Origin of the sequence: Shewanella loihica PV-4, assembly GCF_000016065.1 — a bacterium.
In the GTDB taxonomy this organism is placed as follows: domain Bacteria; phylum Pseudomonadota; class Gammaproteobacteria; order Enterobacterales; family Shewanellaceae; genus Shewanella; species Shewanella loihica.
Map to the genome: position 1 here is coordinate 3,884,132 of NC_009092.1, position 19,616 is coordinate 3,903,747.

Below are 19,616 nucleotides of genomic sequence, written 5' to 3' on the forward strand. Positions count from 1 at the left end.
ACTCAGCAGAGGCTGTTAAGAGCTGTCAATTAAGGGGAGATGCAGGCGAGATTATTAAACAGACACAAATTTCAGGCATAAAAAAACCTGCTATTAAGCAGGTTCTTATCTCTTCTAGAGAGGAGTGCATCAACAAGTTGGTACAGATGGCGAGACTTGAACTCGCACGGCCGTTAAGCCACTAGCACCTGAAGCTAGCGTGTCTACCAATTCCACCACATCTGCATCTTGTCTGTCTGATCTTACCGCTATTCTCTCGAGGAGAGCAACTGATAATGGTACCGAAGGACGGACTTGAACCGTCACTCCCGAAGGAAACGGATTTTGAATCCGTCGTGTCTACCAATTCCACCACTCCGGCTCATCAATCAGACCTTACTCTCTGTCTCGAGTAAGTGAACGGAATTATACCTTTGCTTTTACTAATGGCAAGCCTTTTGCGACACCTTTATTACCGACTGCCGATTTTTCATCCTAAGCGGTTAAAACTCGTCACAACCGCCCCGTTTGCAGGGGGGAAATTTGCCACCAGGCTCACAAAATTTAGCAAAACGATGATAGGGCGCTATCAAATTGACAGCATTCATTGATCGAGATCAGCATTTCTCATATCCATTCGCGCTAATTTAGCTTCAGACAACGATATAAACAGCTGCAAAAGAGGATTTCTCACATGGCATTTTGGTTAGATTTAATGTTCGGTAACCCCATTGGCCTGCTATCTATGATAGTGATCTTCACCACCATTGGCATAATGTCATACATCATGTGGTTGTTTATCTCGAAGTCGAAACCAGAATAGATAGGACTTAGAAGTCCAGAAAATCATATTTCTAATGCAAATGGGGGCTTATGCCCCCACTTTTTTTATCTAGCGCTCGGTGTTTCCACACCCAACTTCCTACACAGTTCTTACCAAATCCCCAAAACGAGATTAGGCGGCGTGCTTCCGGCTCGGCACCACACTGTGGATAAAGTGGGGTCTGGCCTTGATCAGCAGCTGTAGCTGCTCTTGATTAGGCTCGCCCTGTGGCAGACGCAACACCTGGCGGTTGAGATGGGATCTCGCCTCCATAGCGATCTTAAAATCTGCCGTCGGCCCGTGGATGGCGTACTGCTGCTTGTTGCCCAGATACTGCAAGATGTTGGCCTGCAGCAGGCTCTGCACCGCGGCCTCATTTTCCGGCAGGGTCAGTACCGTCTCCCCTTGCAGGAAGAACTCTCGCAGCAGGGCGCGCTCTGTGGGATCCAGCAACCTCACCTTCTTCTCGATCGTCTCCTTGGTGCGCTTGCCCTTTAGGTGCTTAATCGCCTCGTCGAGAAAATAGTTGGTCACCTGAGTCAGCAGATAGGCGGCGCCGACAATCAGCCCTAGGCCGATGAAGTGGGCATACTGGTTAACCAGCAGCTCTAACCTCAGGGTCTGCATCAAGGAGGTGGGTGCAAAGAGTAAGGCGGCGCTGATCAGGGTCAGCCACAACATCAAATTAAAGATCACTTGTTTGGGACTCGTCTGTTTAAACAGCATCAGATTTACTTTTTCCATCTTGATACCTAGTGTCAAAAAACCTGCAGTAAGCAGAATAACTGCAAGTAAAATGCCAACACGCATAGCTACATAAAGACTTTACAAACATCATCTTGGCGACATTTTTATCCCTTAACCCGAGCAGAAGATAATAATCAGGCTATGCTTAAAGCTATGTGATCTGGACACTGCACCTAGCGTCAATCGTCGGCCGTTCTTATGGTGCTTAGGATAAGCGAACCCATAAATGGCAAACCACACAGCGCAGCTACTCAAGAGTCCCATCGGCAGAAAACTCACCCTGTCGATCATCCTCTTTAGTTCCTTGATCACCCTGCTCACCACGGGCTTTCAGCTGATCAACGACTATCGTAGCGACGTCAACCGCATCACCCGCCAATTCGACAGCATAGAGAAGGTCAATCTCGACGTGCTGGCGGCCAGCATCTGGGTGATCGACGAGCGGCTGATCAACACCCAGATAGATGGCCTCATCCAACTGCCGGACATCACCTATATTGAGATAGACGACGACAGTGGCCAGCATTGGCAGGCGGGCACGGCCACGCCGGAGAACACCATAGAGCGCAGCTTCAAGTTGGTCTACAGCTCGGGCAACGAGAATATCGATGTGGGTACCCTGCTGGTGCAGGCAGATCTTAGGGTGGTGTATGAGAAACTGCTGGATCGCGCCATCGTCATACTGCTCTCCAACGCCATCAAGACCTTCATCGTGGCCGGCTTCATCCTCTTCCTGGTCTGGTATCTGGTGACTCGCCACCTGCATAAGCTCAGCGACTATAGCCAAAACATCAACCTGGAAGGCGAGTTCGAGCCCCTGGTATTCGTCAAGGACAGCCATAAGAATGACGAGTTCTGGTTGGTTGCCGAGGCGATAAATAAGATGCAGCAGCAACTCAGACGCTCCTTCGACGACATCAAGGCCTCCAAACTGGAGCTACAGGAAGCCCTGGCGGATCGCGAGCGCTTACTGGAGCTGGAACGTAGCTACAAGGATGAGCTGGCCCGCCAGGTGAAGGAACGCACCCAGGAGCTGGAACAGTCCCTCTTAGTGCTCAAGCGTGCCCAGCAGGTGTTGGTCGAGCAGGAGAAGATGGCGGCCCTCGGCGGCCTGGTCTCTGGCGTGGCCCACGAGATCAACACCCCCATAGGCATCTGTCTCACCGCCGCCAGCACTCAGCTGATCCATATCGAGGAGTTGATCAAACTGATCCACAGCGAGAACGCGACCCTGGAGGAGATCAACGCCATCCTGGAAGAGTACCAGCAGAGCTGTGAGCTGATCATCAGCAACATCACCCGTGCCAGCAGCCTGATCCAGAAGTTCAAGACCATAGCGGCCGAGCAGAGCCTGGAAGATAAGCGCAGCATCAACCTCAAACAGGGGCTAGAGGAGCACCACGAGTCGATGCGATTTATCTACGGCGATAAGCTTGCCGAGGTGGAGTATCGGGTCGATCCCGACCTCAACATACTCACCAACCTGAGCCTATTTAAGCAGATAGTCACTAACCTCTTCTCCAACGCCTATGCCCATGGCTTCAAGGGCCGCAGTCAGGGGAAAATCAGGATAGATGCCGAGGTGGACGCGGGAATGCTCAAGATCTGTATTCAGGACGATGGACCGGGGATCGACAGCGAGGCTACCGGCCATATCTTCGAGCCCTTCTATACCACCACGCGATCTGAAGGCGGCACGGGCCTAGGCCTCTCCGCCGCCTTCAACGCCGTCACCCTGCTCCAAGGCAATATTCGCTATCGCGACGACGGCGAGCTGGGCGGGGCCTGTTTCGAGGTGAGCTTCCCGGTGGAGGTACTGGACAATCAGGCCGTCGAGCTCAACCTCTCCAACCCATCGGGCTTTTAAGCACTAATCAGGCTTTCAGCTGCTTGGCCGTCAGCTGACAGATCGCCATGATCACCTCGGTCGCCTTCACCATAGATTCCAGGCAGATAAACTCATGCTTGCCATGGAAGTTATGGCCACCGGTAAACAGATTAGGACAAGGCAGCCCCATGTAGGAGAGACGACTGCCATCGGTGCCGCCGCGGATAGGTTTGATCTTGGGAGTAATACCAAGGTCAGTCATCGCCTGCTTGGCGATCTCGACGATATGGGGATGGGGGATCAGCTGATCGCGCATATTGTAGTAGCTGTCTGTGATGCTGACGCTTAATGAGCCCTGCTGCAGCTGAGCATCGCAGGCCTCGACCCGCTCGACAAGCCAACGCTTGCGCTGCTCAAACTGGTCAAGGTCGAAATCGCGGATCAGATAGGTGAGCTGCGCCTCTTCGGTCACCCCCTTCATCTCAATAAGATGGAAGAATCCGGCGTAATCCAGGCTGTTCTCCGGGGTATCACCGAGGGGCATCTTGGCATGAAAACGCGCCGCCATGGTCTGGGCGTTGACCATGACGCCGTAGGCCGAACCCGGGTGACAGTTGTTGCCCTTGGCGGTCACCACGGCCGTGGCGCCGTTGAAGTTTTCGAACTCCAGCCCACCTAGCTCGCCGCCATCTACCGTGTAGGCCCACTCGGCCTTGAAGGCGTCGAAGTCAAACTTATCGGCGCCGCGCCCTATCTCCTCATCCGGCGTGAAACAGAGATAGATATCGCCATGGCGACTGTCGGGATCTTGCAGAAGGGTCGATAGCGCTGTGATGATCTCGGCGATCCCCGCCTTGTCGTCGGCGCCCAGCAGACTACTGCCATCTGTGGTGATCAACGTCTGTCCCAGGTAGTGATCTAACTCGGGAAACTCCTCGGGGGAGAGTCTATGCTGCGCGCCGAGGGAAATATCGCCGCCATCATAGTTCTCGATCAGCTGAGGACGAACATTGGCACCGCTAAAGTCGGGCGCCGTGTCTAGGTGGGCGATAAAGCCGATGGGTGGAACCCCTTCAACTGTCGCGGGCACCAGGGCCGTCAGATAGCCAGTAGCGGAAAGCGCTACCTGACTGAAGCCTAACTTGATCAGCTCCTCTCTGAGTTGATCCGCCAGCGCCATCTGCCCCTGGGTACTGGGGCAGCAGCTTTGGCTCCCGTCAGACTGAGTATCAAATTGCACATAGCGTAAGAATCGATTTAACAGGGCCTGTTTCATAATCAATCACCAGCAAAAAATGTCGACTGAGTCTAACAAGTGACCAAAGGGTGACTTTAGACTTAAATCAAGTTTTTGGTGATTTACGCCTCAGGCCAGCAGGCGATATCGGCTATGCCTTGGCGGCAAGCTTGGTCAGCACCCGGCTCACGGCGGTAAAGCCGAAGCTACCTGTCACCACTGTGACGGCGCCAAAGCCAGAGGTACAGTCCATGCGCATGCTGCCCTCGGCCGTGGCCTTGACGTTGCAGACGCTGCCATCGGACTGGGGATAGACCAGCTGCTCGGTGGAGAACACAGCCTCGATACTGAAACGGCGCTGCACATTCTTAGAGAAATTGTATTCGCGGCGCAGCAGATTACGCACCTTGGCCAGCAGAGGATCTTGATAGGTCTTGGCCAGATCCGCCACCTGGATCTGAGTGGGATCTGTCTGACCGCCGGCGCCGCCTACCGTCACTATCGGCAGTTTCTGGCGCTTACAGTGGGCGATCAATGCCGCCTTAGGTTTGACCGCATCGATACAGTCGACCACGTAGTCCAGGCTACCGCCCTGCTTACGACCGGTAAAATAGTCATTCAGGTTATCTGTGGTGATGAAATCTTCCACCTGATTGACCCGGCACTCGGGGTTGATCTGCATGATACGCTCGGCCATCACCGCCACCTTAGACTCGCCTATCGTCTCCTTGAGGGCGTGCAGCTGGCGGTTGGTGTTGGTGACACAGATATCGTCGAGATCGATCAGGGTGATCTCGCCTATGCCGCTACGGGCCAGTGCCTCGGCTACCCAGGTACCTACCCCGCCTATGCCGACCACAGCCACATGGGACTGCGCAAATCGGGTCAGTGCCTTGGCGCCATATAGGCGGCCAATGCCGGCAAAGCGATTGAGATAGGCGTCAGAGAGTTCAGGTTGGCTCAAGGTGGGCTCCGGTAAGATAACTAAAAACCCGCCGATTTTACCGCAATCCCAGGCAAAATCCCAAAAAGAAAAACGGTGACAAGTGTTAAGCCTATGGGGCGATTGCAGCAACCTGGCAAGCAGAGGGTGACACAGGGTAAAGAGCAAATTAACCCACTGTTTTTAAATGTAAAACAACATGATAAAACTCACGTAAAACCAATGATTTGCGACACGGATCACACCTCAGCATTGCACTTCTGGGCACACTGACGCCGCGACACAGCATAAGCGGCCAAGAAAGCTCCCTCTGGGCCCATGACTCTCGTTAGCTAAAAAAATCAAAGGCCCTCTTTGAGATGGCCATAATCGCTACAGGAAGATGACAATGAAAAAATCTGTTCTATCGGCAAGCATTTTCGCCACCCTCGCAGCCACCTCATTCACCGCGCTCGCCGACGGTCCTCAGTTCTATGGCCGTGCCGATCTTGCCTTCACTCACTCGGATAATGGCATCGCCACTCAAAACCAGAAAGATGGCACCATCATAGAAAACAACTTCTCTTGGTTAGGGGTGAAGGGCAGCGAAAAAGTCGCCGACGGCCTGGAAGTGATCTACCAGATGGAATTTGGTGTCAGCAACTATGACAACTCAGGCAACACCTTTGCCGCGCGTAACACCTACCTGGGGCTAAGAAGCGTCATAGGTACCGCCCTTGTGGGTCGTAACGACACCGTATTTAAGGCATCCGAAGGTGGCTTCGACCTCTTTGGTAACACCAACTCAGATATCGATCTGCTGGCCGCCGGTCAGTCGCGTACCGCAGACGGTATCACCTACTACTCGCCTAAGATCGCCGATCTCATCACATTAAATGCCACCTACCTGGTGGAAGACAACTATGTGACTTATAAAGACGAGAAACGTGTGACGCCAGATAACATGTATGCCCTCAGCGCCACCTTAGGTGATAAGGCGCTCAAGGCGCAGAACTACTATGTTGCCGCGGCCTACAACGACAACATCGATGACGTGAAAGCCTATCGCGGCGTGGCACAGGTTAAATTTGGCCAGGTGATTCTGGGCGCCCTGTATCAGAACAGTGAACATGTGGACAGCAAGTACGCCAACCTAGAAGGCGATACCTACTTTATCAACGCCGCCTATGTGATGGGTAACCTGAAGCTTAAGGCGATGTACGGTAAGGACGATTCGGGTCTGGGCAAGTATGTGAAGCGTTATGTGGGTGGTAGCGATGGCGCGGGCATGGAAACCGTGTCAGACGTAGATCTACAACAGTTCAGCATAGGTGCCGACTACCGCATCAGCAAGAGCACACTATTTTATGGTCACTACACTAAATATGATGGTGACCTGAAACTGGCTGGCATGAAGCAAGATCTGGGTGACGACATAGTCACCATAGGCATGCGCTTCGACTTCTAAGTCTATCAGCTTAAGAAAAGGCGGCCCCAAGGCCGCCTTTTACGTTACATGACATTAGCTCTGTGTAAGAACTGCTTACTGTCGAATCAGCTATCGAATCAGCTGCCCACTCGTCAGTCACTGGTGGAAAATCGATTGTAAAAGATCGCGATTAACCATCCGACTAGACCGGCAACCAGTGCCCAGACTATGCCCCCAAGCACAAATCCACTGAAGTTCATCTGCCACCCCATGGTTTGCCAGTTGGTATGTAGCATGTGCCCCGTCATGTCAGACATCATCATGGGCATAGCCACCACCAAGAGGGAACAGACTATCCAGATTAAGGCGAAGGCAAGTGCACAGGCAAAGGCAAATGCCGTTTCATTTAATTTCATTTTACCCTCCTATTTCCTCTTCGGTGGTCGAGGCTTAGATGGCGCTCGGCCTCTCCCTAACTGATGCTGGCTTAAGCCTGCTTATGACAACGTCGTGAGGTAAAAACAACGTCCTTGCGCCATACAACATCGGCGTTAAGACTTAACCTTGTTTAGGCACTGTCAGTGATGACCGCCGCTGTCTTGCTCCCCTCTTGCCGTCAGGATCTGATACTGCTCCGAAGATAGCTCGGGCAATCGCTCCAGGAAGGCCACCATGTTCCAGATCCGCTCATCATCATGGGTCGGCCCCCAGGCAGGCATTCCAGAGGCCTTGATGCCATGTTTGATGATCCAAAAGTGCTCTTTACGTCTTTGAGCAATATCCTCTTCACCCGCCTTTAGGCGACTCAGGTTGGGCGGCGAGGGATAAAGCCCCTGAGTGAAATCACTCTGAGTCCGCCCCGGCCTGAGATGACACCCAGAACACATCTCATTGTAATCGGGACCACCCGCTAACAGTCGTGAGGGCGTTCCTAAGTCGGCAGGGACTTGGATCGCTTTTGCCGCGCGCGCCACCGAGTTTTCTCTCAGGGTCTCCAATGCCCAAAAGGTCAACTTGTTGTGCGGCGTATCTGCACCAATGGGATAAAGACCCGAGTACAGGTACCCTGCCAACATCACCACGCCCAACAGCCCGACTATCAACAGACTCTTGGCAAAAATCGTTACTCTCGATGCCATTATTACTCCTCTATAAATTCGGCTCGCCTCAACGGCAAACCTGATATCCAATTATCCCTGTGAATGGCCCTTACCATGCTGGTCCATCATATGGTGATCGTCTTTATCTTGAGGCTGCTCCTTCATGCACTTTTCTCTCAACGCCTGCATCACAGGATCGTTCATATCCATCTGGCCTTGGTGCATATGCATCTGACTCTGATCCTTATGCATCTGATCTTGATTCATATGCATCTGGCTCTGATCCTTATGCATCTGGTCTTGATTCATCTGCATCTGGCTCTGGTCCTTATGCATTTGATCCTGATTCATCTGCATCTGGCTCTGGCCCTTATGCATCTGATCTTGATTCATATGCATCTGATCTTGATTCATATGCATCTGACTCTGGTCCATTTGCATTATGGCCGCACAATCAGGTTGCTCGCCGTTTGTCATATGCTCCTTGGGATCATGGGCCTGAGCCGACAATGACAATAAGAGCGCCGATACGGCGACCAGGGAAGTGTGTATGTTAGTTTTCATGGGTGACTCCTTCTGTCGTTTGACTAATAGGGTTAAAACCAAAATCGAATACCCGCCAGTACACGGGTGTCTCCAGCCGATTCTCCGGCCGCTTCAAGATAATCGGCGGTTGCGCCGAATGTTTCTCTGCGCTCGATACCCACATAAGGTGCGAATTGACGAGAAAACTCATAACGTAATCTGAGGCCAAGACTGGCATCGGATAGACCACTGCCTATGCTGTTTTGCGGATCATCCTTGCCATATAGGGTCAGCTCGACGCGGGGTTGTAAGATCAACCGCTGAGTCAGCAGCCACTCATACTCGACCTGCAGACTCAAGGCACTGCGCCCCTGCTCTCCCAGATAAGCGGTCAGATCCAACTCGAACCAGTAGGGAGCGAGCCCCTGCACGCCAACGGCCAGCCATTGACGGTTCTGACCTTCTGCGTAGTAGTCAAAGCGTGTCCCCAGCTGAAAGTCGAAGTAGCTGCTGATGGCATGTCCCCAGAGCAACTCTGCTTGAGTTTCCTCGAGTCCATCTTGGCTATAATCTCCCTCTAACTTCAGCCATATACGGTCGTAGGTTCCGCCGTACCAAGCCGATAGATCGAAGGCGATATTGTCATCGTTATCGTATTCAAGACGTTCACCCATGACCGCCCAAAAGGCAGCTTCGTCCGCCATCCGAATCCGTTGTGATTCGGGCAGGGCATAGGGACCATTACTCAGGCTGTATCCCCCTGAATAGGCATGGGGATCGCGGCTATCAGCTGGTGCATCGCCACCCTGCATCTGCATCTCTGCCATGGCAGGCATTGAAGCGGTTTTCATCCTTGCTAACATCTTATCGCCATCCATGTTGGACGTAGCACCGTTTGCCACAGCTTTGTTTGGCACTGCACTGTTTGACACAGCTTCGTTCGATATAGCAGCACCCGCCGCTACCGCCTGAGTTGAAAGCGAGATCAGGGATGCGGCAATTACATTCACTAAGTAGGCATTTTTCATGATACAAGCACCTCCCTGAACATACCGGCATCCATGTGGAACAGCAGGTGACAATGCCAGGCCCAGCGCCCGACCTCCTGTGGCGTGGCTAAGAAACTAATACGTTGGGCGGGTTGTACGGGAATGGTGTGACGCCTGACCCTTAATTGTCCTTGAGCATCTTCAAGATCGCTCCACATCCCGTGCAAGTGCATGGGATGAGTCATCATAGTATCGTTCTGTAAAATGATACGAACCCGCTCATTGTGCTTGAGGGCGACCGGCGTACTCTTGCCAAATTCCAGTCCGTCAAAAGACCAAGTGTAACGCTCCATGTTGCCGGTAAGGTGAAGCTCCAACTCCCGAACAGGCATGTTTGTGTCAGTCAGTACGCCATCGACAGAGCAAAGATCGTCTAGGGTCAACACCCGGCGACCATTGTCCCTCAGCCCAACGCCAGGGTCATCCAGGCTGGTTCTCGGCATATCGACGCGCATATCAACCGAAGGACCATATTCGCTAGCGGCATGACGCACCTTCTGAGATGGGGTCGCAAGCGAATGCATGCCTTGATGCTGACTATGATCCATCGCCATACTTTGATCCATCGACATACCTTGATTCATCGACATGCCATGCTCCATAGCCATGCTTTGCTTCATCGACTGCTCATGCCCTTGGTGTTGCATGCCGCCATGCTGCATAGAAGAGTGGTCCATGCCGCCCATAGCCCCCATCATATCGGCCATGGTCAGCCATTGGATCTTATCGAGTGTGGGGACGGGAGCCGATAAACCATCGCGCACCGCAAGCGTTCCCTTGGCATAGCCGCTTCGATCCATCGACTGGGCAAAAATGGTATAGACATCATCCTTAGGAGTAACCAACACATCGTAGGTTTCGCCAGGGCCGAAGCGGAATTCATCCACCGACACTGGCTCGATATTTTGCCCATCTGCCTGAATAACCGTCATGGTAAGGTTGGGAATACGAACGTCGAAAAACGTGTTACTCGCCCCATTCACAAATCGCAGACGTACGGTTTCACCTGGCTTAAAGATGCCCGTCCAATTGCCGTTAGGCGGCTGCCCGTTAAATAGGTAGGTGAGCGTGGACGCCGACAGGTCGGCGAGATCGGTGGGATTCATCCGCATCTCATTCCACATCTCACGTTTCGCCAACGCGGTGCGAAGATCGTAACGGGATAGATCCTCGAAGAAGTCGCCCATAGTTGGCTGGGCATAGTTGTAGTAATCGCTCTGCTGCTTGAGCTTAGCGAACACTTCCATCGGATTTTCGTCAGTCCAGTCAGATAGCTGCACCACAAAATCCCTATCAACCTTCACCCCGTCGCCTTCTCTAGGCAGGATAATGAGGCTTCCGTACATACCTGACATCTCCTGGAAACCAGTATGGGAGTGGTACCAGTAGGTGCCCGATTGCTGTACCCGAAATCTATAGGTAAAGGTCTTTCCTGGTGCAATCCCCGAATAACTCAACCCGGGAACCCCATCCATCTGATAGGGCAGGATAATGCCGTGCCAATGCACGGATGTGGGCACCGACAATCGGTTGGTCACCCGCAGCGTAATGATGTCACCCTCTCGCCAGATCAGGGTCGGCGCGGGAATAGAACCATTTATCATGATCCCAGTGTTGGCTTGACCGGTAAAATTAACCGGCCCTTGGTCGATCACTAAATCGAACTCGGTCCCTTTCAACACATCGGGGCTTCTTGTGCCATAGGCGGTAGGTTTTCCCATGGCAAAGCTGGGCATACTGGTGCCCAAAACACTTGTTCCAGCGATCAACCCTTGCACAAAACGGCGGCGGCTGAGGCTAAACGTCGCACTATTTTTCATGTCCATACTCATTTCGCAATTTAGGTATTTTACTTGGATGCCTAATATTTAGGTGTCTAAATTAAAGATAGTGGCCGGTACCTGACTGAGAAATGACGTAATGATTACAAAGTTGTAATCTTGATCTTATGTGAGCAATTGCATGGTTAAATATGCAAATCGGCTTAAACAAGTTAAAGGCTTGCAGGCAAATGCGAATATTAGTGATCGAAGACGAGATCAAGATAGGCGACTATCTCAAGAAGGGATTGGAAGAAGCCGGATATACCATCAGCCTGTGTCGCAATGGCTTGGATGGCTATCACTGCGCCATCTCTGAACATTTTGATCTTATTATTCTCGATGTGATGCTACCCGACATGAACGGGTGGCAAATCCTCGAAAAAATCCGCCTCAACAATTCAGATATCCCGGTCATGTTCCTGACCGCGAAGGACAGCCTGGAAGACAAGATCAACGGGCTCGAATCCGGCGCCGATGACTACCTGGTAAAGCCCTTTGCCTTTGCCGAACTGCTGGCACGTGTAAAAACCCTATTACGCAGAGGCACGAAACAGCTCCAGTCTGACACCCTAACCCTTCATGGGTTAAAACTGGATATAACAAAACGCCGGGCCAGCCGGGAACAAACGAAACTGCATCTCACCAATAAGGAGTTTTCCCTACTCGAGTTATTGGTACGCCATCAGGGTGAAGTGCTCACCCGCTCTTTCATCGCATCTCAGGTATGGGACATGAATTTCGATAGCGACACCAATGTGATCGATGTCGCCATCAGGCGCCTAAGGGCCAAGGTTGACGATCCCTTCTCGGTAAAGCTTATCCATACCGTACGCGGCATGGGATATAAACTGGACACGGAAGCCTGACATGTTTACCCGTCATCCTCAGATCTCACTCAAAACCCGTACTCTCTATTTAGTGGGCGGCACACTGCTCGCCTGCTTCCTGCTGCTTGGGGTCATGATCGATTCTCAGGTCAAAGGGCATTTCCTACATCAGGATGAGGATGAGCTGAACGTAGTGGCAGACTCGGTGAAGGGAATGCTGAGCTCACTGTCTAAGCCTCAAGATCGCCATCAGATTGATAACTCCCTCTCCCAGGCGGTTGTCGGCCATCACGGCATCTTTTATGCGCTTTACAATAATGACAATCAGTTGATTTATAGCAATAAAGACTCTGATCTTTCCCATTTTCTCCTGCTAGATGCCAAAGAACGCGTCAAAGCCTCAGCCTTAGTTGTCGTTGAAGTACAAGAGCAACACTTACGAGGCGCCCTGCTCGGGGTGACGCTTCCCGATGGGCGGAGCGGCAAGTTAGTCGTTGCCAACGACATCGACTTTCACCTGGCATTTCTAAGCGAATTTCACCGGACACTCTGGTCGACACTGTTTCTGGTTTGGCTCTTAACCATATTGGCAGCTTGGCTGGCCATAAGGTTCGGACTGCGGCCACTGCAACGATTGAGTAAAGAGATCAGTGGCATAACTACCGAACGCCTAGATCTGAGATTGAAACCCGAATTAGCCCCCATTGAATTATCGGAATTGATCGCCGCCTTCAATCACATGATTGGTGAAGTTGAACTCGGTTTCAAACGCCTTAGCCACTTCTCGGCGGATATCGCCCATGAGCTTAGGACACCACTCACGGCATTGGCGATGCAGAATGAAGTCCTATTGAGTCAGTCTCGCAGCACTGAGGAATATCAAGAATTAATTTATTCCAACCTGGAAGAATTGGAGCGACTCACCGTCATGGTCAATGATATGTTGTGGCTGGCGAAATCGGACAATGGATTAATTGAGCCCAAGAAACAAAAAATTGCACTGGATAAAGAGGCCGACAAGGTGATCGACTATCTAAGTGTACTCGCCGATGAAAAAAATGTATCCATCGTCAGAGATGGCAGTGGCGAGATCTATGCCGACAACGGAATGATGCAGCGGGCGCTGAGTAACCTCATAGGTAACGCCGTTCGCCATGCCGAGCCCGGATCTGAAATAACCGTCGGCATAGCACAAACCCCTGAGGCGACATACGTGAAGGTCAATAATCTGGGAACGCCCATCCCTGAGCAGCATGTCAACCACCTGTTTGACCGCTTCTATAAAGTCGAAGCGGCCAGACAAAGAGAAGGTAGCAGCACAGGCCTGGGCCTGGCTATCGTCAAGTCTATTGCGGATATACACGGCGGAAAGGTTAGCGCTAGGAGTCGCGACGGCAACACCTGTTTCACTCTGACGCTGCCAAAATGATTAGGTTCGGCCTAGAGAGATTAAGGGACTTCAAGATGTTTGGGTTTCAGCCTATCAGCAACTGTCCCGACGAAAATTGAGCCCAACCAGCTTATGACTTGAAGCTCATAGCTGCTAACCCCGCATTAAAACCATCCCTAAGGACTATTCAGCGCGCCAATATTTGTGCGTAAGCGCACACTTTTTAAACATATTTATGCTTTCTCAAGCAAAACGCCTACAATTTTAGCAACTTCTTAATAAGTTACAGTTTGTTTACATCAACAGCAGAGTGCATACCCCTTTGGGAGTAGTCGTAATACGTTAAATTTACAAGGATTGGCTGTTTTTTAAACGGATGAGACAGATCTGTCACAAATTCCTCGTAAAGCTAACCTTGATAAGCAGAAATTTGATCTGCGCCACACTCTTACTGCCATAAAACTGTAAACTTCTGGCCAACTTTGTTACGAGAACGGACCCTCGGAGCAAATTATGGAAACTATGTTAATAACCATTAAAAAATGGAAAAGAACTCAGTTCTTGGGAGCACAATACATGAAAAAATCTCTAATCTCTGCATCAGTAGCATCTGTTATTGCACTGACCTCATTCGGCGCGCTAGCCGATGGCCCTAACTTCTACGGTCGTTTAGACCTTTCTGTGACTAACTCTGACAAGGGTTACACCACTCAAAACAGTAAAGAAGGTACTGTTCTAGAGAACAACTTCTCTAACCTAGGTGTGAAAGGTTCTGAAAAGATTTCTGACGGTATCGATGTTATCTACCAAATGGAATTCCAGGTTGAAAACACTACCCAAACTAAAGACAAGAGCGGCGACGACGTTGTCTTTAAAGCACGTAACACATTCCTAGGTCTTAAGAGCGCAGCTGGTACTGTTCTTGTTGGTCGTAACGACACAGTATTCAAGCAATCTGAAGGTGGCATCGACCTATTCGGTAACACCAACGCCGATATCGACCGTCTGGTAGGCGCGCAAACTCGTAGCGCCGACGGTATCTGGTACTACTCTCCAAAGATCGCCGACCTGATCACTGTAAACGCAACCTATCTTGTAGAAGATAACCAGAGTTCAGATGATAGCCAATATGCATTAAGCGCGACTCTGGGTGACAAGAAGTTCAAGGCACAAAACTACTATGTAGCAGTAGCTTACAACAAAGGCATCTCTGGTATCGACGCATACCGTGGTGTTGCTCAAGTTAAGCTAGGCGACTTCAAAGTTGGCGGTCTATTCCAAAACTCTGAAAGCATCGTTGACGGTTCAGAAGACAACAACACTTACATCGTGAACGTTGCCTACAACCTGAACGGCGTTAACCTGAAGGCTGAGTACGGTAAAGACGAAGCTGGCTTCGGTAGATACTACAGCAAAGCTAAAGGTGTAGCAGGTACTGACATCAACGTGACTAACATCACTGTGGGTGCTGACTACCGCGTAGCTAAATCAACTCTGATCTACGGTCACTATGCAATGTACGAAGGCGACCACAAAGTTGCTGGCATGAAAGTTGACCTAGAAGACGACAACATCTTCACCGTTGGTGTTCGTTACGACTTCTAATTCGACGAGCCTCAGGCTCTGATGAAAAAGGCGACCTCTGGTCGCCTTTTTGCTTTCTAACGCTTAATTTTTTATAGCTTAAGTTTCTTTAGCTTAAGTTGCTGTAGTTTAACGCCTCACCAGACGATAGACAGACTCGGTCAGCCAGGGCACCTGCTTCTTCACGAACCTAGGGTTTTCGGCCAGCACATCCTGGGTGCTGAGGCACTCGATCTCGAAATAGGGGCTCATATGCTCCTGGATCCAGGCATCGGATACCGCAAATGGCGGGCCGTTTAGCGCTTCCTGGGGATAGTCTAAGGTGATCAGCAAGCCTATGCTCTTAGGCGGCAATAACCCGGCCAGGCACTCCACATACTGCTGGCGCATCTCTGGGGGCCAGGCGATCAGCGCCGCCCTGTCATAGAAGCCGCTCACCGCCTCCAGGGGTTCCTTTGGCAGACGGAACAGATCCCCCTGGTAGATGCTCACCTGCTCGGTGCGGTAACACTCATGCTCGCCGCTCGATTGGCGCTCGACCGGCAGCTCATTGTCGCTGAAGAACTGCTCCACCGCGCTCTGGTTCAGCTCACAGCCGATCACCTCCAGCCCCTGCTCGGCCAGATAACAGAGATCTAAGGTTTTACCACACAGGGGAACGAAGACCTGGCTGCCGGCAGCCAACTCGAGCTGCGGCCAATAGTCGATAAGAAGGGCGTTGACCTCGTCGAGATGAAAACCTATCTGCTGTGAGGCCCATTTGTCGTGCCAAAAACTGGGTTGCATCGTTAGCTCCGCATAAGCAAGTGTCTCATTATGCAGGCTACTCTAATCTCTCGTCGGCCAAGATGCCAGCTTACCGATTATTTCGGCAAGCTTTTCTCTTGGTCGTTATTGAATATCCAGGACTTTCTGTACCCGTCTGAGCCAGACACAGTTTTCACATTCGCAGTTACGGCGCGACAGGTGATGGGGGGTGAGGCTGGAATCGATAAAATCGACCGCGATCAGCAGCTGTTGCTTCAGCTCGGCAACCGACTTGCGTTCGACGGCCACCAGCTCGTCGTTATGATTCATCCAGACGCACTCCATCCCTTGATAGCAATGGATGCACTGGGGGTCTGTGCTATTGAAAAAACCCGCGTGAGGACAAAACTTTAGCTCCATCGACTGCACGATGCGCTTCCTCGGATATTCTAATAATTCAATTAATAGGGCTTTGTTTAGTTCCGTCATTTCGCCCTCCTCACTCATCAAAGTCGCTCAAAAATGAAGCTTAGTTTTATATTAGCTTCAGGTTACCTGTATGTGTATGTAACAGAATTGATATAGGTCAACATCTCATCCGAAAATATCGGTTAGGCATCGCACTGCTGAAAAATCTAGCTATTGTGCCTAGCCGCCGCTTCTTGCTATAAAAACATATCGATATTCAGTGAAATGACCCATGCCCAACAGCCAAGCCCCCAGCCCTGAGCTACAACACTTTTATATCTCCGAAGAGCAGTCTATCTACCTGCTCAAGGCCGATGACGCCCGCAAACACAGGGCGTGGATCAGGCTCTGTAAACAGCAGCTAAGTAAGCTGGGCTACTCAGATATCGAACTGGTGGGCAAGGGCGCCTACGGCTTCGTGTTCGCCGGCATCAATAGCCATGGCCAGGCGCACGTGTTCAAGTTCTCCCGTATCACCCTGCCCCAACAGATCCAGGACAGGCTGGAGGAGGAGGCCTATATGCTCTCCCAGGTGATCCACCCTAATGTGCCGCCGGTGATCAAGTTTGAGCATGTGGGCAAGCAGGGGATATTGGTAATGGCCAGGGCGCCGGGGGAAGATCTCGACAAACTCTGCCTCAGGCATGGCGCCCTGCCGGCGCGCATCATAGTCAGTATCGCCCGCCAGCTGGCGCAGATCCTCAACTATCTGCACAACGGCCGCCCCCTGGTACATGGCGACATCAAGCCCTCTAACCTGGTGTACGACATGGAGCGGGATCATCTCTCGCTGATCGACTGGGGCTCGGCGGTATTTGCCCAGCGCGATGGCGAGGGCAATCCGGTCAACGGCAACGTGATGGATCTGCTCTCCAGTGATCAGCAACACACCAACGCCCGCATGGGGGATGTCTATTTCATCGGCGAGGAGCAGCTCAGCGGCGCCCTCTCCAGCCCCAGGTTCGACGAGCAAGGGGTGGCGGCGACCCTCTACGCCCTGGCCTCGGGTCAGGCCAGCCGTTTCGGCAGCAAGGTGATCCCCGCCAGCAGCATAGGCCTGCCCATAGAACTGGCCCGCACCCTTGATGGCATGCTCAGCGAGGATCCCGCCACCCGTAACCGGGCCGGGGATTACTTTCTCAAGAGCATGGCCCATAGCCATCGTCTGCATCTGCCGGATCTGCCCACGGCGCCGCTGCAGCCTGAGATCCCAGTATGGACCCTCAAGCAGGCCAAAGATGTTGAGACTGTCACCTACAGCTCGCGTAAATCCTTCCTGCGGGAGCACAACGAAGATGAGCCGATAGAGAAGATGGACGATCTCCAGCTGGAGAAGTACTACCGCAACTTCATGGCGGGCATGGGAGACACAGAGAAGGGCTTTATCGCCGCAGTCAGCCGGGTGGGCCAATATTCCCTGGTAGGCGGCCTGGCGATCCACTGGCAGGAGTCCGGGGTGTTTATCGACTCTAACCTGGCCACCTATAACGCCGAGGAGAAGGCGGCGCTCATCTTGGCGGTGAACAACATGGTGACCCTGGCGCGGGGCATCCGCCGTATCGGGGTGTTTAAGGCCTGCTTCTTCAACGCCCGCGACACCCTGCATCTGGAGCGTGACGACACCAGCCAACCCTTCAGGCCGAGCCCAGACCAGCAGCTACCCTTTGAAGTGGGCGATGTGCCTTCGCTGGAGGATAAATCCCGGCTGCACTCCTACTTCGAGGATGGCCGCGACCCGGATGAAAATCTGGAGCTGCCCAAGGAGATCATGACTGAGCTTGGCTGGATCAACCAGATCCATCACACCGGCTGCATCATCTTCGAGGTGTTACCTAACCATATGAAGATCCACAGTTATCTGCGTCTGTTGAATCCCCGTAAGCAGGCGGCCTTCAGGGCCAGCCTGGACAGGATCCTCAGCCATGTGGATAAGATTCAGGGGAAAGGGGTGTCGGGCTTCATGAAACTCCCCTACAAGAACACCCGCCGTTTTCAACATATCGACAGGAAGACGGACCACTTCTACCCCAGAAACCCCAAGGAAGTGATGGCCCAGCTAGATGAGTAATGGCTCAACTGGAAGCCTAATGGCTAAGCCGATTTACTTTGGCTCGCGCTTGTCCTCGTCGCTCGCCTTATCGCCATCAGGCTTGTCGCCTAACTGACGATCTTCATCGAGCTTATCGGAAGGATCTGGCTTGCGCTCATAGTCGCCGTCGAAGGTGTTGCCCTGCTCATCGAAGGGAGAGTGGTCGAAAGGCGAGCGGCCACCGGCCGAACCATTTGACCCAAATGGCCCCTGCCCAAACTGGCCGTGAAAGCCTCCCTGCTGACTCACCTTGACCTGCATCCGCTTATAGAGGAAGGCGGCGATGGGCGCGCGGGTGAGCGGGGTTAATAGCAATAAACCGATAAAATCGGTCACGAAGCCAGGGATCAGCAGCAATAGACCAGCCATGGCCAGCATCATGCCCTCGACGATCTCCTGACCCGGCGCCTCGCCGCGCGCCAGCTTCTGCTGCACCTGCATCAAGGTGTGTATTCCCTGACTACGCACCAGAGAGACCCCCACCACGGCGGTGAAGATCACCAGCCCCACGGTTGTCCAGCTGCCTAAGGTTTCGCCAACGCGGATCAGCACATTGAGCTCAATAACGGGAATGAGAACAAAGATAATCAATAGGATGAAAAACACGCTGACCTCACAAACTGACGAAATTTCTAATTGATTGAAAACTAAATGGGGGCGAACGGGTCTACTTTCAAGTCGGACGGCTTTTTTAGCGAATTTATCCCAGTGACAAACTTGGGATAAGCTCACTATTTTAGCAATAGCTTAATGCAAGTCGCCGACAAAACACGTAAAGTAGCTAGGGTCTGTTGACCTTTCCTGTTTGTTTTTGCAGCATTTTGTAGGGGATTTATACAAGGCAGAGCCTGTGTAGTGTAGTTAATCTACATGAACAGGAGATAACGCCGTAGAAATGGCCTACAAAAGCTGCCCGAAGGGTTCATTTAAACGCGCCTTGCCCTGTGTTGCGTGCTTTTTACATAGAATAACTATGCGACACAGCACGCGCCTTGAGCAAAACGCGTTTAGATTGAACAAAAATTAAACCTGAAAGATAAACAGACCCT

The 19,616-nt window shown here is 52.0% G+C and carries 18 protein-coding genes and 2 tRNA genes; 7 read left to right on the forward strand and 13 right to left on the reverse strand.

All coding sequences use genetic code 11. From position 1 onward, the window contains the following. Window positions 1–138: 138 nt before the first annotated feature. Window positions 139–225 (reverse strand) — tRNA-Leu (locus tag SHEW_RS16805). 51 nt (window positions 226–276) lie between these two features. Beyond that, a tRNA-Leu gene (locus SHEW_RS16810) sits at window positions 277–361 on the reverse strand. A gap of 312 nt (window positions 362–673) precedes the next feature. On the opposite strand from SHEW_RS16810, the gene SHEW_RS20450 reads away from it, so the two are divergent. Then, a complete protein-coding gene (locus SHEW_RS20450; protein WP_011867043.1) occupies window positions 674–802 on the forward strand; it encodes a DUF3149 domain-containing protein in 129 nt (42 codons plus the stop codon). Between the two features lie 132 nt (window positions 803–934). Here the strand turns inward: SHEW_RS20450 and SHEW_RS16815 are convergent, their stop codons facing one another. Beyond that, a complete protein-coding gene (locus SHEW_RS16815; RefSeq protein ID WP_011867044.1) occupies window positions 935–1,546 on the reverse strand; it encodes a superinfection exclusion B family protein in 612 nt (203 codons plus the stop codon). A gap of 229 nt (window positions 1,547–1,775) precedes the next feature. On the opposite strand from SHEW_RS16815, the gene SHEW_RS16820 reads away from it, so the two are divergent. Beyond that, complete coding sequence (locus SHEW_RS16820; protein ID WP_011867045.1) at window positions 1,776–3,416, forward strand: sensor histidine kinase; 1,641 nt, start codon at window positions 1,776–1,778, stop codon at window positions 3,414–3,416. A 7-nt stretch (window positions 3,417–3,423) separates the two neighbouring features. On the opposite strand, the gene pepT is transcribed toward SHEW_RS16820, so the two are convergent. Both pepT and tcdA read right to left on the reverse strand, forming a co-directional pair. Further along, window positions 3,424–4,653 carry a peptidase T gene (gene pepT, locus SHEW_RS16825; RefSeq protein WP_011867046.1) on the reverse strand — a complete coding sequence of 410 codons (1,230 nt, stop codon included), beginning with the start codon at window positions 4,651–4,653 and terminating at the stop codon, window positions 3,424–3,426. 112 nt (window positions 4,654–4,765) lie between these two features. Continuing rightward, window positions 4,766–5,578 carry a tRNA cyclic N6-threonylcarbamoyladenosine(37) synthase TcdA gene (gene tcdA, locus SHEW_RS16830; RefSeq protein WP_011867047.1) on the reverse strand — a complete coding sequence of 271 codons (813 nt, stop codon included), beginning with the start codon at window positions 5,576–5,578 and terminating at the stop codon, window positions 4,766–4,768. Window positions 5,579–5,945: 367 nt separating this feature from the next. On the opposite strand from tcdA, the gene SHEW_RS16835 reads away from it, so the two are divergent. After that, window positions 5,946–7,004, forward strand: coding sequence for a porin (locus tag SHEW_RS16835; protein WP_011867048.1), 1,059 nt, complete (start codon window positions 5,946–5,948; stop codon window positions 7,002–7,004). A gap of 113 nt (window positions 7,005–7,117) precedes the next feature. On the opposite strand, the gene SHEW_RS16840 is transcribed toward SHEW_RS16835, so the two are convergent. The 5 genes from SHEW_RS16840 to SHEW_RS16860 form a co-directional block, all read right to left on the reverse strand. Beyond that, window positions 7,118–7,381 carry a DUF5676 family membrane protein gene (locus tag SHEW_RS16840; RefSeq protein ID WP_011867049.1) on the reverse strand — a complete coding sequence of 88 codons (264 nt, stop codon included), beginning with the start codon at window positions 7,379–7,381 and terminating at the stop codon, window positions 7,118–7,120. A 162-nt stretch (window positions 7,382–7,543) separates the two neighbouring features. Then, window positions 7,544–8,104, reverse strand: a complete 561-nt coding sequence (locus SHEW_RS16845) for a c-type cytochrome (RefSeq protein WP_011867050.1) — start codon at window positions 8,102–8,104, stop codon at window positions 7,544–7,546. A 51-nt stretch (window positions 8,105–8,155) separates the two neighbouring features. Beyond that, window positions 8,156–8,629 (reverse strand): hypothetical protein, encoded by a 474-nt coding sequence (locus SHEW_RS16850; protein ID WP_011867051.1) that lies wholly within the window; start codon window positions 8,627–8,629, stop codon window positions 8,156–8,158. Between the two features lie 32 nt (window positions 8,630–8,661). Next, a complete protein-coding gene (locus SHEW_RS16855; protein ID WP_223294736.1) occupies window positions 8,662–9,453 on the reverse strand; it encodes a copper resistance protein B in 792 nt (263 codons plus the stop codon). A 161-nt stretch (window positions 9,454–9,614) separates the two neighbouring features. Continuing rightward, on the reverse strand, window positions 9,615–11,465 hold the full coding sequence (locus SHEW_RS16860; protein ID WP_041407462.1) for a copper resistance system multicopper oxidase: 1,851 nt from the start codon (window positions 11,463–11,465) through the stop codon (window positions 9,615–9,617). A gap of 185 nt (window positions 11,466–11,650) precedes the next feature. Between SHEW_RS16860 and SHEW_RS16865 the strand changes: the two genes are divergently transcribed. From SHEW_RS16865 to SHEW_RS16875, 3 genes are all read left to right on the forward strand, one after another. Beyond that, on the forward strand, window positions 11,651–12,328 hold the full coding sequence (locus SHEW_RS16865; protein WP_041406738.1) for a heavy metal response regulator transcription factor: 678 nt from the start codon (window positions 11,651–11,653) through the stop codon (window positions 12,326–12,328). A 1-nt stretch (window position 12,329) separates the two neighbouring features. Beyond that, window positions 12,330–13,718 carry a heavy metal sensor histidine kinase gene (locus tag SHEW_RS16870; protein ID WP_011867055.1) on the forward strand — a complete coding sequence of 463 codons (1,389 nt, stop codon included), beginning with the start codon at window positions 12,330–12,332 and terminating at the stop codon, window positions 13,716–13,718. 537 nt (window positions 13,719–14,255) lie between these two features. Next, complete coding sequence (locus SHEW_RS16875; RefSeq protein WP_011867056.1) at window positions 14,256–15,284, forward strand: porin; 1,029 nt, start codon at window positions 14,256–14,258, stop codon at window positions 15,282–15,284. Between the two features lie 108 nt (window positions 15,285–15,392). On the opposite strand, the gene SHEW_RS16880 is transcribed toward SHEW_RS16875, so the two are convergent. Beyond that, complete coding sequence (locus tag SHEW_RS16880; RefSeq protein WP_011867057.1) at window positions 15,393–16,049, reverse strand: thiopurine S-methyltransferase; 657 nt, start codon at window positions 16,047–16,049, stop codon at window positions 15,393–15,395. A 105-nt stretch (window positions 16,050–16,154) separates the two neighbouring features. Further along, window positions 16,155–16,499: a hypothetical protein gene (locus SHEW_RS16885; RefSeq protein ID WP_011867058.1), complete on the reverse strand. Its 345-nt coding sequence runs from the start codon at window positions 16,497–16,499 to the stop codon at window positions 16,155–16,157. Window positions 16,500–16,710: 211 nt separating this feature from the next. Between SHEW_RS16885 and SHEW_RS16890 the strand changes: the two genes are divergently transcribed. Then, window positions 16,711–18,546, forward strand: coding sequence for a protein kinase domain-containing protein (locus SHEW_RS16890; RefSeq protein ID WP_011867059.1), 1,836 nt, complete (start codon window positions 16,711–16,713; stop codon window positions 18,544–18,546). Window positions 18,547–18,579: 33 nt separating this feature from the next. Here SHEW_RS16890 and SHEW_RS16895 read toward each other — a convergent pair whose 3' ends face one another. After that, on the reverse strand, window positions 18,580–19,173 hold the full coding sequence (locus SHEW_RS16895) for an FxsA family protein (RefSeq protein ID WP_011867060.1): 594 nt from the start codon (window positions 19,171–19,173) through the stop codon (window positions 18,580–18,582). Window positions 19,174–19,616: the final 443 nt, after the last annotated feature.